The organism is Eisenbergiella tayi (assembly GCF_001881565.1).
Taxonomy (GTDB): Bacteria; Bacillota; Clostridia; order Lachnospirales; family Lachnospiraceae; genus Eisenbergiella; species Eisenbergiella tayi.
This window is the reverse complement of record NZ_MPDJ01000008.1, coordinates 1-14,065: the sequence shown is the minus strand read 5'-3', so window position 1 is coordinate 14,065 and position 14,065 is coordinate 1. Positions and strand designations below refer to the sequence as shown.

The window sequence follows — 14,065 nt, the reverse complement described above, 5'->3', positions numbered from 1 at the left end:
ACTAAATCTTAACTTTTCACCGCTCCCACCATTACACCTTTCACAAAATACTTTTGGAAAAAAGGATAAATAACGGTAATGGGTAGAACGGTAATTACAATTACCGCAAATTTCAGGGCTTCGAATAAATACTTCTGCTCTAATCCTATCTCGCCGCCTGTATTTGTCAAGCCGCTGTCATTTGCGATAAGAATGCCTCTCAGATAAATCTGAATCGGCTTCAGTGAACCGCTCTTCAGGTAAATAAGAGGATTGAAATAGTCATTCCAATGGCCCACGGCATAAAAAATAACGAGAACTGCTATAATCGGTTTCGAAACAGGGACAATGATTCTCCACAGTACCACGAAATCATTTGCCCCATCCAGATATGCAGATTCTGACAGTTCCAAAGGCAGGGATTCAAAAAAACTGCGTGCCACAATCAGATTATAGGCGGAAACAGCCGTAGGAATAACCAAGGCCCATGGCGAATCATATAAACCAATCCGATTCACAACGATATAAGTAGGAATAATTCCTCCTGATACAAACATGGTTATTGCCACCATAGTGGATACAAACTTTCTCAGGCAGAACCGTTTCAGAGAAAGCGGATATGCCGCCATAATTGTAAAAATAATATTGACAATCGTACCCACTACCGTATACCAGATCGTATTATAGTACGCCTGAAAAACGTCCTTCTGGCCCAGCAGTACCTGATAAGAACGGATAGAGAAATTAACCGGCCATAAAACCACACTCCGTCGCAGGACTTCGGCCGGATCGCTCAAAGAGTTGGCAATAACATAAAGGAACGGATAAAGGGTAATGACTGACGCAAACAGCATTATCAGATATATCACAATGCTTCCTGTTATTCCGCCATCCCTGCGGCGCTTTGACCGTTTTATTTTTTCTGCCATTTCTTTACCTCCTAAAATAATGAAGTTTCACTGAAGCGCCTGCTTACCCAGTTTGCACCCAGTACCAGCACAAGGCTGATGACGCAGTTAAACAGTCCTATTGCCGTTCCGTAAGAGAAGTCTGCATTAAGCAGAGATGCCCGATAGATATAAGTAGATATCACATCGGCAACTTCATAGGTAGCCTCGTTATACATGAGAAGCACCTTTTCGAACCCTACACTCAGCAGCCATCCGATACGCATAATCAGCAAAATGATTACAGTGGGAACTATACTCGGCAGTGTAATATAAATCATCTTTTTCCATCTGCCGGCCCCGTCCACCATGGCCGCTTCGTATATTTCTGCATTAATCCCTGCAATAGCCGCGAAATAAATAATAGAATCCCAGCCGAAATTCTGCCAGATATTAGATAATACATACAGCCATCTGAACCACTTCACATCAACCAGAAAGTTAATACTGTTTCCGCCCAGCCCCACAATGAGCTTGTTTACCAAACCATCTGTAGGCGAAAGCAGAATATTCATCATTCCTACTACCACTACTACAGAAATAAAATGCGGCAAATAGGTAAAAGTCTGAATGGTGCGTTTCACTTTGTTGTTGCGTACCTCATTGAGCAGCAGTGCAAATATTATGGGTACCGGAAAACCGAAAACAAGATCCATTAAATTGATAACCAATGTATTTCGAATTACCCGAAAAGCATACGGACTTGCAAAAAAACGTCTGAAGTTTTCCAGTCCGACCCACTGACTCCCAAAAATCCCCTGGCGGGCATTATATTTTTCAAAAGCTATGATATTCCAGAACATGGGGATATAATGAAAAATGACAAAAAATAAAATACAGGGCAAAACCATGAGAATCAGATACTTATCCCTCTTAACAGACTTAAAAAAAGATTTCCGTATATTTTTCTTATCAATCCTGACCTTGCTCACAATTGTTCCTCCCTTCCGAACAGACGGGCTTTTTTTGATATCCTCCCGGATTTTTACAGTCCGGGAGGATATCCTTCCAATTAATTATTGGTTCCCATAATTTCATCTGCACGATCATACCAGGATTGCTTAACGGCAATAACATCTTCTATTCCCATATTCGTCAAATCCTTTTTATAATTCTCCCACTCTGCGTCTGTTAACGGACGTGTGCCAATAATGAAATTAACAACATTTTCCCTGACATAAGTATCGATATCCGGCCAAAGCTTGGAATAGGTCTCATTTTCTTCTTCCGTTCCAAGAATTATGGGCAGCCTGGATTCAAGCCTGTCACTGAAGGTCTTGTAAGCTTCTTCCACATAAGTATCTTTATACATGGCCAATATCGGTTCTCCATATTCATTGCCCACAAAATTGGGGAATCCTCCGATTTCACGAAGAACATCAATAGGACTTCCGTCCGTAACCTTCTTGGTATATTCTTTGTTCCCATTTTCATCAACAGTATAGGTATCTCCTTCAATTCCCCAATAACGTAAGGTTACAGAATCCTCACTGGCATAAACCCAGTCAAGCCATTTAGCGGCAATTTCAGGATTTTTACAGTCAGCTGTTATAACAAAATAATCATTAAATTCATTTCTTTTATTGATATAAGGATCTGTATTTTCAGGATAATCCGGATTGTAAAGCGGATTGATAAATACGAATTCCGCATCCGGCTCAATCGCTTTTGAAAGGTTGGCATCACTGATCAGGTTATCAGAAGAAGAAAGGACACGGCCGCCCGCCCGATCCTGTGACAGATAAGTGGAACCTTCCGAACTGGTGATCGTCTGCTGCAAAAGACCTTCCTCATACCATTGATGCAGAGTTGTAAGACAATCAAAAAACTTATCATCCATTAAGTCAAATGCAACCTTCCCATCCGTTTGTGACCATATATCCGAATATTTAAAACCAAACGCAGTTTTAAAGGAATACAGGCCAAACATATCCTCATTTTGGTATATCAGCGGAATTTCATCCTTTTCCCCGTTTCCATTGGGATCCTGATCTCTGAATGCCACAAGAACATCATGATATTCATCAATTGTTTCGGGCATCTTCAGATTCAGCTTATCCAGCCAGTCCTTCCGAATCGTATTCCACATAAATACCACATTGTTTACATTATATTCCGAATGAGCCACCCCATAAATTTTTCCGTCAGGAGCCTGCATATAAGCACGGTAGATAGGCTGCTTATCCATTAATTTATAGAGATAAGGCGTCGTCTCCGGACTCATATAATCGCTTAACGGAAGTATGAGTCCCTGGTTTACAGCATTCATCAGGCCGGTAGTACCATTGGGAATACGCATAATATCCGGCAGCCCCGTTCCTGCTGCGAGTCTGGTCTGTGCAACCGTATTATAATCGGAAGTAGGACATTCCCAGTCAATATGAACCCCTGTCAATTCCTCCAGTTTATTTTCCACCGGCAGACCATCCGTGGAATCATAAAAGGATGAAGCATGCCAGTTCTGATAAGTAAGGAAAGAAAAACTCACGCTTCCCGGTTCACAGAACGGCAGAGAATATCCGTCTGCCGCGTTAGAAGCTTCTTCCGTCGAAGCCGCTTCACTCACTGCCTGACTGTCCGACGCAGGCGATTCAACCGGAGCACTTTCTTTGTTCTCCTGCATGGATCCGGGCATACATCCGGCCAGCATTGCGGGAAGTAAAGAAACAGACAATATGATTGCCAAAACTTTATTTTTTTTCATACGAAACCCCCAAAACAATTTTAATTTGTTTTACATTTACGTTGTATCGTTGTTCTTTAACCGCCGTGCAGCTTATGAATATTCACGGCATTATTCATAAGCTGTTTGACTAACCTTTTCGTCCGGTATTCTCTCATATATCAAAATGATAAATAAGGTGCCAAATATCACATATAAAAAAACCTGCATTTTTTGAATCCTTCCTTTTATATAACACTCTTTTTCAAACATCAAAAAAATTATGTTTTTTTATCAATTAGAACCTGACGAAATAAATATGCTCAACTCAAGCGCTATCATTGACATATTTTTTGGTCAATTTGCATCATTGACATCTTAATTATAATATTATATTTTAGAAAATGAAAGTAATCAAATAATAGATTTGGTGGTAAAAATACATGAATTACTTATTCGCTCCGAGCAGTGAGCCAATTGAATATGACGAATGCGGCCAATTATATTCTCATGATACATTTATTCACATCAAGCGGAGTATGGATGTTTTTGTCCTGATCCTTCTCTGCAACGGCACCCTGTTCATCGCCCAGAACCAAAATCTTTATGAGCTGCACCCCAATCAATATGTCATTCTTTTTCCCGGACAAGAGCATTATGGATATCTCCCGTCCACTCCAGGTTTGTCCTATTACTGGTGCCATTTTCGTTTTAAAAACAATGAGTATGAAATCATTTCGGAACAGGCTGCCAAATCCATTGTTCATAAAAATACAGACAAGTCCGCTGCAAATTTTACAGGTTATCTTCTGCCCGAAACAGGGACAATGTACAATGCGGATAAACCGAGTCTTATTTTCCGTCTGCTTATGGATTTATCCCAGCAGAACTATTTTTCAAAATATCAGGGGAACTATGCATTAAGTTTACTTATTCTTGAAATCATGAACGAAACTTTATTTAATTCCGAAAACGGCATTATGAATAAGACGGCATATAATGTCAAAGAGATAGAAGAATGGATACACGCAAACTGTATTACCAAGCTATCGGTTCATGATGTTGCGCTTCATTTTGGCTATAATGTTAATTATCTTTCTTCACTTTTCAAACGGCATACAGGGTATTCGCTGAATAAATATATCTACATATCACGTATTTCCATTGCCAAGCAAATGCTTCTCAACAGCTCTGATCCCATCAAGAAAATCGCCATTAATTCCGGCTTCTCCGATGAAAAGCAGTTCATGAAAACCTTTAAGAAGACCGAGAATATGACTCCCAGCCAATATAGAAATTTATATTACAAGAAACATTTCAGTCCTCAATTGCGGTAATTTACTAAGTCTGTATATAATAAACGATCCCGTGAGAATCTCACGGAACCGCTATTGTTCCAAACATGTTATTATTTTTTTCTGTTCTCCTGTCCTTTAGCTGCTCCAGTGCCATCAGAGTTGTTTTACTGCGGCGTTAATACGATGCCGTCACTCATAAACACCTGATCGCCTTCCGCCGTATAGTACAGCATCGTTCCCAGTTCCCCGGCCACTTCCTGTATAATCTCATCCGACGGACATGCTGTCACCACGGCATAACGGGGCTGAAGAGCCCTGAACAGTTTTTCAGATGCCGAGTTGGCTCTCCCGTGGTGCGCTACCTTATAAAGACTAATCTCAGGCCAATCAATAGTAAGCAGCTCCTCGCTTCGCTTACGCAGTGCGTCTCCCGCAAACATCAGATTTACATCATTATGCTGTACAAGCACTCCGAGAGAATAATTATTGGAATCATTATATTTTTTCTCCATAGGCGGGTATACCAGCAGCCTCATTCCGCCGGCCTGCAGACGCCGTGTCCGCGTGGGATATATCACCGGAATCCCCTGCTCGTCCAGCCACTCATTCAGCTTCTTCAGCCGTTTATTCTCTTTCGGATAATAGGGTTGGACTACTCTTTCCACCTGTATTTTGCTCAGGATCTTCATCGCTCCTCCGATATGGTCCGCATCCGGATGAGACAATATCAGATAATCCAGTCTGGTAACTCCGTATTGTTCTAATACCTCCAGAATATGATCCGCATCCGTCTCTTCTCCTGTATCAATCAATACTGCCGCACCATCCTGATACAGCAGCGAAGCATCCGCATCATCTTCGGTCTGCATGCATACTACAGTCACAGGCCCCGTCACCTGATTCTCGGGAGCGGATACGAACCAGATCGCTGCCATGAATCCGCCAATCAGCAGACACCATCCCAGAATTGTCAAAAACTTTCTGATAGCCTTGCACCTCCCTTTACTGATTTTCTTCCTGAAAGAATAGAAAGGTTCTCACATTCATATTATACGAACAAACCTCCAAAATCAAATACTCCTATTCATTTTCCCTTCAGCAAAAGGATTTCCCCACTATATAACAAACGGTCCCGTGGGAATCCCACGGGACCGCTGCTCTTACAATTTATCATATGAACCACCGGACTTAATCAGCTCCCCGTTATAGTCCCGCCATTCACATGTATCACCTGCCCTGTAACATAAGACGAATCACCGCTTGCCAGATATACATAAGCCGGTGCGAGCTCACAGGGCTGCCCCGCCCGTTTCATAGGTACATCCTGGCCGAATACGGCTACTTTTTCCGCCGTAAAGGAAGATACAATTAACGGTGTCCAGATAGGGCCGGGAGCCACCGCATTTACGCGTATCCCCCTGTCTGCCAGGGACAGGGACAGAGATCTGGTAAAAGCAACAATGGCTCCCTTGGTTGCGGAATAATCGATCAGATCCGCTTCGCCTTCATATGCGGTAACCGAGGCAGTATTTACAATACAATCCCCTCTCTTCATATGAGGCAGTGCCGCCTTTACAAAGAAAAACATGGGAAACAGATTAACCTGAAAAGTAGTCCGAAGCTGTTCTTCGGTAATATCTTCAATGCTGTTCTGCGGAAACTGCACGCCAGCATTATTCACAAGGATATCCAGGCTGCCCATCTCGGATACCGTGCTTTCCACCATCTGTCTGCATACACTCTCCCTGCGGATGTCCCCGCAGAGCAGGATACATTCCCGCCCCAATTCTTCTATCCGCTTTTTTGTCTCTTTTGCATCTTCATTCTCATTCAAATAAACGATGGCCAGGTTGGCGCCTTCTTTGGCAAAGGCAATTGCCGCCGCCCTGCCGATTCCGCTGTCCCCTCCGGTAATTAACGCTGTTTTCCCTTTCAGCTTACAGCTTCCTGTATAGCATGGGTCCTCAAATACGGGTCTCGGCCTCATCTCCCACTCTATTCCCGGCTGCCTGCATTGGTGCTGCGGAGGAAAGGATGTGGGAAATGTCTCTTCTTTGTTACAATTTTCCATATGATCCTCAGACTCTTTTTCTTCTTTCTATGGTATGCATATGGATAATTGAAAATGTCAGCCCTGTTTCTTTTAACCGCTCTGTTATCTGTATATAATTGTCCACATTCCAAAAACTGTGGCATCTATGGTAATTGTTGCCGGATCCTGATCCAAATCCTTCATTTCCAGCACGCCGCCGATGCCGTCCGGAACAAGTATGCTGAATGTATGGCTGGCATTAATCATGTTCCGGGGAAGTTCCAGTACCAGCCGTAAGGGTTCCTGTGTATTTCTGACAGCATTTACCCTGTTCCCTTCGATTTCATATAAATCAATTTGTAAAGAACATGCTGTATACGCTCCTAACAGCCTTGCCGCATCCGACATTACACTTACTATTTCCTTATTTTCAGAGACATCACTGGTATACATGCTGAGTCTGCTTCCTGCAGTCTGCAGCCCCGCCGCCGCTTCTGCCTGTTCTTTTCCTGTTATCACAGCGATCCCATTTATTTGTTGGGCGGAATACACACCCGCAAGCGTGGATACTATTTCCCTTCCGTCAGAACCTTTTACCTGATTCGCGGTCCTTTCCGGAAGAGGTGTCTCCTGTTTATCCTTTGCTTCTCCACGGCTCTCTTCCGCCTGTGAAGAGGCCTCCTGCTTTCCGGGCTCCGGCCTGGGATACAGATGGCTTTCCAGATACCGGCGCATTTCCTGCGCTCTGTCAGCCGCCTTGTCTATTGTCCCCGACAAACCATCCAGTTCGTCCCAGCTTCCTGCATTTTCAGCCTTTTCCAGCTTCGCACCGCAGTCATTCAATGTTTCAAGAATCCAATCCATAGCCTCTGAGCCCTGCCAATAATTCATCCAGTCATCACCCAGAATCCAATAATGACCACCCGGAATCTCAGCATTCATTTCCTTAATAAATTCTTCATCCACTGTTTCCTCTTCTTCCAGCCAAATCACATGGACATTTTTCGCACTGTTGTCCTCGTCTTCCACATCCCCATAGCTGTCCGTAAGGCTGTTCACCAGATCCCATGCCTTATCCATTTTCGTATAAAGCGAATCCAAAACAGCCGGGCGCGTCCCCGTCTCCACATTATTGTCTAATGCTTCTGCCCGCTCCTTCAATGCCTGATACAGCTCACGACGTGCATCTTTATTCTCCGGTACGTCAAATTCCTTAATAGCATCTTCACCTGCATCTCCCACAGCCCACAGCTCGTCTGCCTTTTCTTTAAAAGCATCAGCATAGGTTTTACTGACAAATTCCTGCCCCTCCGGGATATCTTTAGGATCCATGGATTCCCCGTCCTCCCGCTCCCATATATCCCGATTCCTAAAAAACTCATCAAAATAATACTCCGTAAAACGTGAAAGGTCATCGAAGGTACAATCTTCTCCTACCTCGGGCGCAGCCAACACTGAAATACAGCTCGATACCAACAGTGTTAATGCAATTAAAAACGCAGTCCATTTCTTCAATCCTTTCATATCTATCCTCCGTTTCCATATTTACTATTTTTCTCATTATAGCAAAACGGTCACTAGATATGGTTCGCAGACTGCGGACTTCTCGCACTGCCCTATCCTTCCCATGCATAAATCTTCAGGCCCGATCCCTTCAGCTGTCTTTCCGTTTCCTCTTTCTGGCTAAGTCCCACATGCACTTCTCTAAGATTTTCACAGCGAAGAAGCGGCGTGTAATCCTCTATTTCTGCCCCCACCATTTCCGCAATATAAAAAACCTTATTCCGCGTCAGAGGCTCCAGACTGTCCGGCTCGGTATAACCAAATCCCATATATTCAAGATGCGGCAGCTTTTCTACTCCTTCCAGACTTTTCAGGCGGCTCATACTCACATCCAGCATTTTAAGCCGCTGGAAACCTGAAAAACCTTCCAGATTCTCTAACCGGCCACTGACTGTCAGATATTCAAGCTGTGTCATGGTTTGAATGGTTTCCATTCCCTGTTCATTCACTGTGCCTGCATTAAGGACGGTAAGCCCTCTCAGCCATCTCAACGGAGATAAATCCGTTATTAATGTATTGCCCATTTTCAGGCTTTCCAACGGAAGCCTGCAGAAATCCTCCGCATCTGCCAGGTTCGTCCCGCTGATTTCCAATTCCTGAAGAGAAGTTAGCTGTGCTAACACAGAAGCATCCGATACAGGCACATCCTCCAGCCATAGTGCCTGCAGCGTCTTTATTTCTGCCAGAGCAGTCAAATCCGTAAAGGGATTCCCGCACAGGCTTAAATACTTCAGCTGCATATCTGCCAAAGGCGTAATGTCGGAAATATCCTGATAATCCAGAACCAGTGCCTCGAGATTCGGCAATTGTTTTAATTCCTTCAGCTCAAATATATCTCCTTTCCCACTCCATAGTGTGCTGTCATTTTTCATATCATAGTGAGATGAACTGTGTTCCGTCCAGTCCGACAGTACATCATTGCCGCAGATAGTAATCTGTCGTACCTCTGAAAGCCTATTTTTCGGAATGGTTTCGTTCGGCGGGATGTCCAGCTCCTGGCGGATCGCCTGCTCCAGAAGCGGGCTGCTAAATTCCGCACCTGTATTCACTTTCCATATTCCTGCTGCCGCTATGAAAATTATAATGACAGAAAAAATGGCTGCAGCCGCTCTATACGTCGTTTTCCTGTGCTGTACAAATTTTAAAGCGATGATAACTCTGTGAATATCGGTATAACGTTTATCGGGGTCAAATGCCGTACACTTACTTTCTATTTTTTTCAGAGCGCCAGAGTATATTGCATTGCTTTCTTTTTCAAGACTGCCTGTCAGCAGGAAACGTATAAGCATACCCAACGCGTAGATATCCGTTCTTTCATCCGACTGCCCATAACCAAACTGCTCCGGAGGCGCAGTCGCCTGGGTTCCCATGAAAATCGTATCTTCTTTATTTGCTTCCTTATACAACCTGGCCGTACCGAAATCTATCAGTGCACACTTACCCTCCGGCGTCAGTATGATATTCTGAGGTTTGATATCTCGGTGAATCACCGGCGGTTTCCTGCTGTGCAGGTACTCAATTACATCACAGAATGATAGCAGAATCCGGATGCTTTCTTTTTCCGATAATGCACCTTCTTCATTCACCACTGTTTCCAGGCTTCTCCCCATAATATAAGAGCGGAGCATGTATTCCTTACCCGCCTCTTCCATATAAAAAAAGACTTCCGGGAGCTGGGGATGTGAAAGTTCCTTCAGAATCTGATATTCTCTTTCCAGGGAATCCGGTCTCCCCACCGCCCGAATCTTCAGAATCATCTTCCTTTCGTCCATTCCTTTTACGAGGTACACTTCCCTGTCATCCTCTGCTTTCAAACATGCTGTTAACCGGCACCTCTCCTTTATGGCCTTTGGAAGATATACCCTGCTCAAAATATCCTGCTCATACCGCCCGATAAATTTTTCAGCCTCACTCATTCCGATTTTCTCCATACAATGGTTTTTCGTCCAGTTCTTCCAACAACTGCTCGGCTTCTATCAGCGTACCTTTTTTATCAAGCGCATAAATAAGAGCGGCGTCCCTTCTTACCTTCGGATATAGAATACTATTACCTGAAAGTGTAAGCAGCCGCTGTGTTTCTTCCACGGATAGCCTCATTCCAAAAGCAATCCGAAGCATTACATCCCTTCCCGCCCTTCTTTTTCCTTCAAAGATCTGATAAATATAAGACTTGCTCAACCCGGAAGATATCATGACCTGCGGAATCGTTAATCCCTTTTCCTGCCTTTTCCTCTCCATAAAAGCTTCAAGAGAAAGCGGCTTCATGCTGCTTTCTCCCACAGAAATAATATGTTCAAAACTCTTTTTACTTTGCAGTAATTGCATCAATTCTCCGGTATCAAGCGTTTTCATATGTCCTGCCCTTACCTTTCTTTGCCGATTTTAACCGAATTATAGCATACAAAAAGTTCTCATTCAATATGACCCTTTTATCCGCGATAAAACCTATAAAACCGTTCAAGGAGTATCTTTCGTTGACATACAAGCAAAAGTTGACACAACATTTATTGTGATTACGGCGCCCTGTCTAACCGGAGCATAATCCACCTTTTTCTTATACAGGCGCCGTTTCCTGTATCCTCTTTTCCATTGAAAATATCATATTTCAGTAAAATACCTGTAATTAATATTTTCAATGGAAATCGTACAGCTTGGATTCCCCAGTTTTTCTCTGACTTCCTTCGTAATATTTATATATGAATTCCAGAACGCCTCCTGGCTTCTCACTTCCACCGGATTTCTTACCGACGTAATAATGTGTGCGGTATCGCCTAATGTGCACCCTCTTATCTGTCCGCACACAAGCCTTTCTATGCTCATCCGCGCTGTAATAAAAATGCCCGAATTCCGGTATTCTTTATTTGAACTCTCTTCCCAAAGATGTGCAACAAATTCATTTGTATAATATTTTGAATCAACACCAAAGAAGCTGATTACATACCGTTCCGTTTCTGTTATCACGATATTATCCAAATTCTTTAAATAATTATCTTATGTCCGGCGGATCAGCCTGTGACTCTAAAAGCGCTTAAAATCCTTGAAAATATCGTGTTCCGCTGCCCCTTCCGCTCCCAACAGCCGCTGCAGCTGTGTAAGCTCGGATACGGGCTGCATACATTGACTGCCGCTGCAAAGGTAAAACTGTTCACCCTTCTCCGGTATAGGATAATTTTGTATATATGGCGCCAGTCCTCCGAGCACCTCTCCGTTCTTCTGTGTTTTCACTATAACAGACAGTCCCGGTATTGTCTCCGCAAGATATGCAAGCTGTGCCAGCCGCTTCGTCCGTCTTTCCGTATCGGAATCAAAATCACAGGAAAGCGTACATATCAGTTCTTTTGTCGGATAAAGCACCTCCATCATAGTTAAGAGCGCATAGCTGTGCCCTGAGGGATACCCTTCCATGGCACCGGCCAGATAGTACAGCTGTTTATCCAGCGCTTCCTGCCATTTTGTCTCACCTGTGATCTGTGCCAGCTTATGAAGCACCCGGGCGCCCACAGAATTCCCTGACGGCATCGCGCCATCGTAATTCTCCTTTGTCCTCATAAAAAGCTGCTCCCCGTCTTCGGCATACAGATAGAAGCCCCCTTTTTCCTGAACAAAAAACTGTTCAAGCAAAATCTCCGCACAGCGGGCAGCCTGCTCTAAATAAGCTGTCTGAAATGTCACCTGGTAAAGCTCCAGCAGGGCAAGAATATAGCAGGTATAGTCATCAAGCTTTCCTTCTCCTGCCGCATCTCCATCCCGGTATCGCACCTGCAGACGACCGTCTTTCATGAGTTTTTGTCTGACAAAGCCTTCTGCCCTGACAGCCATATCCACATATCTTTTATCTCCAAGCACGGCGCCTGCCTTTGCAAATGCACAGATCATCCAGCCGTTCCAGGAAACCAGTATTTTATCATCCTTGTGAAGCGGTGCACGCCTGATACGATATTCATAAAGCTTTTGGAAGGCTTCTCTTCCGATTCCGTCCATATGGCCTCCACCGTCACAGCCGAATTGTTCCTCACAGATCCTTTCATAATCTTTATTCCCCAGAAGGTTCGGTATGCTCTTTCCTTCAAAATTGCCATTCGCGGTAATCCCATACTGCACGCAAAAAGCGTCTCCTTCTTCCTTTCCCAGGATCCGCCTTATTTCCTCCTGTGTAAACACATAGTACTTTCCTTCCACACCGTCGCTGTCCGCATCCTGTCCGCAGTAAAATCCGCCCTGTGCATCCGTAAGCTCCCGTTCCACATATCCGAGAACCTTCTTGGCCACACATTCATACAGCTTCCGCCCTGTCCGGCTGTACGCTTCCAGGTAAGCGATGGCAAGCAGCGCATTGTCATACAGCATTTTTTCAAAATGCGGCACCAGCCATCTGTCATCTGTAGAATATCTGGAAAATCCTCCGCCAATATGGTCAAATATCCCTCCGCGGTACATCTGTATCAGAGTCGTTTCCGCCATATCCAATGCCTCCCGGCTGTTTTCCCGAATGCCGTACTCCAGAAGGAACATCAGGTTATGAGGTGTGGGAAATTTCGGGGCACCGCCGAATCCGCCGTTCTTTTTATCGAAGTTATCCGCGAACTGCCGGAAAGCCAGATGTACCATGTCTTTTCCCGGTTCGGCCGCCGTCGGCTGTTCCTGTTCTTTTACGTATGCGGTTATCTGCTTAGCGCTGTCCAGGATTTTTTCTTTTTCCAGCTTCCATTGTGCAGCCGCTGCCGTCAGCAGCTCCTGCAGCCCCACACTGCCATAACGGGCTGTGGGAGGAAAATATGTGCCTGCGAAAAATGGTCTGCAGTCAGGTGTCATGATTATGGTCAGCGGCCAGCCGCCCTGCCCTGTCATAGCCTGGCAGACCGACATATATACGGAATCAATATCCGGCCGTTCCTCCCGATCCACCTTTATACAAACATATTCCCTGTTTAAAAGTCCGGCTATTGCAGCATTTTCAAAGGATTCCCGTTCCATAACATGGCACCAGTGACAAACTGATTAATCGAACACACCTAAGAATACCCAATGCTTAAAAAAATCGGTTTGTCCTCCGCCTTTGCTTTCGCAAATGCTTCCTCACACCAGGGGAACCAATCCACCGGATTGTAGGCATGCTGAAGCAGATATGGAGACTTTTCATTGATTAAGCGATTGGGTACGTTTTCAGCTGTATTCATGGGCATCACCTTCTTTCTTGATATAGGTTACTCAAACTTCGCACATGCCCCTGTCCCTACCGGCCCCTGTTTTCGTGGCGTCGGCCCGGTTTGGAACCCCTTCCCTCTGCACCGGCCATGCAGGATTTCCTGTAAGGGGCGTATAAACTCGCCGGTCCTTAGGCCGCGTATTTTGCGGCCTTAGTACCGCTGCGTGTTTATCCGAGCGAAAACGTCCCCTTTAAGGATTCCTGCATGGCCGGTGCAGAGGGAAGGGGTTCCAAACCGGGCCGACGCCACGAAAACAGGGGCCGGTAGGGACAGGGGCAGGTGCGAAGATTGAGTAAGCAGATTTAGTAGTGTGCAATAATAAAAAAAAGATACATCCAAACGGAGATGACTGTATCATTTTCATTGAAGAAAAGTGA

General features: G+C 44.6%; 12 protein-coding genes. 1 reads left to right on the top strand and 11 read right to left on the bottom strand.

The window, feature by feature from the left end; translation table 11 throughout:
• Nucleotides 1-8 precede the first annotated feature (8 nt).
• The 3 genes from BLA28_RS25155 to BLA28_RS25145 form a co-directional block, all read right to left on the bottom strand.
• Nucleotides 9-908, bottom strand: a complete 900-nt coding sequence (locus BLA28_RS25155) for a carbohydrate ABC transporter permease (RefSeq protein WP_069152827.1) — start codon at nt 906-908, stop codon at nt 9-11.
• 11 nt (nt 909-919) lie between these two features.
• Entirely contained in the window at nt 920-1,858 is a 939-nt protein-coding gene (locus BLA28_RS25150) for an ABC transporter permease (RefSeq protein WP_044968758.1), read from the bottom strand.
• A gap of 80 nt (nt 1,859-1,938) precedes the next feature.
• Nucleotides 1,939-3,630, bottom strand: coding sequence for an extracellular solute-binding protein (locus BLA28_RS25145; protein ID WP_069156943.1), 1,692 nt, complete (start codon nt 3,628-3,630; stop codon nt 1,939-1,941).
• 401 nt (nt 3,631-4,031) lie between these two features.
• Between BLA28_RS25145 and BLA28_RS25140 the strand changes: the two genes are divergently transcribed.
• Complete coding sequence (locus BLA28_RS25140) at nt 4,032-4,925, top strand: AraC family transcriptional regulator (protein WP_044968754.1); 894 nt, start codon at nt 4,032-4,034, stop codon at nt 4,923-4,925.
• 125 nt (nt 4,926-5,050) lie between these two features.
• On the opposite strand, the gene BLA28_RS25135 is transcribed toward BLA28_RS25140, so the two are convergent.
• From BLA28_RS25135 to BLA28_RS34460, 8 genes are all read right to left on the bottom strand, one after another.
• Nucleotides 5,051-5,821 (bottom strand): ComEC/Rec2 family competence protein, encoded by a 771-nt coding sequence (locus BLA28_RS25135; protein ID WP_141702908.1) that lies wholly within the window; start codon nt 5,819-5,821, stop codon nt 5,051-5,053.
• A 257-nt stretch (nt 5,822-6,078) separates the two neighbouring features.
• Nucleotides 6,079-6,957, bottom strand: a complete 879-nt coding sequence (locus tag BLA28_RS25130; protein ID WP_069156941.1) for an SDR family oxidoreductase — start codon at nt 6,955-6,957, stop codon at nt 6,079-6,081.
• An 84-nt stretch (nt 6,958-7,041) separates the two neighbouring features.
• Nucleotides 7,042-8,442, bottom strand: a complete 1,401-nt coding sequence (locus tag BLA28_RS25125; protein ID WP_069156940.1) for a hypothetical protein — start codon at nt 8,440-8,442, stop codon at nt 7,042-7,044.
• A 92-nt stretch (nt 8,443-8,534) separates the two neighbouring features.
• Nucleotides 8,535-10,397 (bottom strand): protein kinase domain-containing protein, encoded by a 1,863-nt coding sequence (locus BLA28_RS25120; RefSeq protein WP_069156939.1) that lies wholly within the window; start codon nt 10,395-10,397, stop codon nt 8,535-8,537.
• Entirely contained in the window at nt 10,390-10,833 is a 444-nt protein-coding gene (locus BLA28_RS25115) for a helix-turn-helix domain-containing protein (RefSeq protein WP_069156938.1), read from the bottom strand. Before BLA28_RS25115 ends, BLA28_RS25120 begins: the two co-directional genes overlap by 8 nt.
• Before the next feature lie 246 nt (nt 10,834-11,079).
• Nucleotides 11,080-11,442 carry a hypothetical protein gene (locus tag BLA28_RS25110; RefSeq protein ID WP_242880580.1) on the bottom strand — a complete coding sequence of 121 codons (363 nt, stop codon included), beginning with the start codon at nt 11,440-11,442 and terminating at the stop codon, nt 11,080-11,082.
• Nucleotides 11,443-11,499: 57 nt separating this feature from the next.
• The gene (locus BLA28_RS25105) at nt 11,500-13,455 is read right to left on the bottom strand and encodes a thioredoxin domain-containing protein (RefSeq protein ID WP_069156937.1); all 1,956 of its coding nucleotides are present in this window, start codon (nt 13,453-13,455) and stop codon (nt 11,500-11,502) included.
• A gap of 38 nt (nt 13,456-13,493) precedes the next feature.
• Entirely contained in the window at nt 13,494-13,658 is a 165-nt protein-coding gene (locus tag BLA28_RS34460; protein ID WP_009253627.1) for a DUF255 domain-containing protein, read from the bottom strand.
• Between the last annotated feature and the right edge of the window lie 407 nt (nt 13,659-14,065).